At 36.6% G+C, this 1,002-nt stretch carries 1 protein-coding gene; it reads right to left on the reverse strand.

Going from position 1 to position 1,002, the window contains the following annotated elements; all coding sequences use genetic code 11:
• Positions 1-14: 14 nt before the first annotated feature.
• Complete coding sequence (locus tag ACFSQS_RS16130) at positions 15-932, reverse strand: IS1595 family transposase (protein ID WP_388021253.1); 918 nt, start codon at positions 930-932, stop codon at positions 15-17.
• Positions 933-1,002 lie beyond the last annotated feature (70 nt).

A 1,002-nucleotide genomic window follows, 5' to 3' on the forward strand; every position in this document is an offset into this window, starting at 1 on the left:
TTTTGTATATCCGTTTAATGTCCATTAGCTGTAATGCTAGCAATAACGAGCCTATCAAAGATTCGTTCGCCAAAATATCTTCGATTAAGCTTATAAACAAACTCATTGAGGTAAAGTTGCAGGTACTTTTTCTTGATTTTGTGATAGGTTCCTACAAAATTCCGTTTAGCATTGCTAATAGCTATATGTACCCATTTTAAAGTTTCTTTAGTGGTTTGCTCGTTTGATTTTTCACTCATGTGTATCTCTACATAATCAGCGATATTGATATACGAGGTACTATTGTCGGTAAATACAATGGTCTGCTCATCATCAATGGCGTTTTCAAAGGTTTTATCTGTTCCATCAGCCTTATGGCCATCCAAAACTTTAGCTTTAAAATAGCGACATTGCCTGTCTACCTTTCCCGTTTCTATATCCTCAAGCACGGTGCTTTCTGCCATAATCATAACATTTGATTTTGTCTTACTGCCCCGGCCTGCTTTTTGTGTTTTATCTGCCAGTCCTGAAGCTTCTATAGTAAAGTAGCCTTCGTCCATTTCTATCATGCCCTCTAGAGTATATCTGTCATCTCGCTCTCCCATGGCCTTGCGTAATTTATGGACCATTGCCCATACAGGCTCATAACGTTTTAAATCTAATTGACGTTGTATTTCTTTGGACGAAAACCCTTTTTTGGTCGTGCTTAAAAGAAACATTGTCTTATACCAAATCAAAAATGACAACTTGGAACTTTCCATAATGGTTCCACTTCGTAAAGATTGTCTGGATCTGCAAGATTTGCACTCATAACTCCATTTATTTTGTAACCAATAGTGGTCTGTACCTTGGCAACGATTGCAAATCACACCAATCTTATCACGCTCGGACTTAAAATGCAATCGACAGCTCGCTTCATCTGTAAAATGAACTCCAAAACTAAATATATTCATAGATAACTCTTTTAATATCAATTAAATATACGAAATATATTTGACTTTAGGGCAGTTTACGGACATGCAA

This window comes from Gelatiniphilus marinus (genome assembly GCF_042684345.1).
In the GTDB taxonomy this organism is placed as follows: domain Bacteria; phylum Bacteroidota; class Bacteroidia; order Flavobacteriales; family Flavobacteriaceae; genus Gelatiniphilus; species Gelatiniphilus marinus.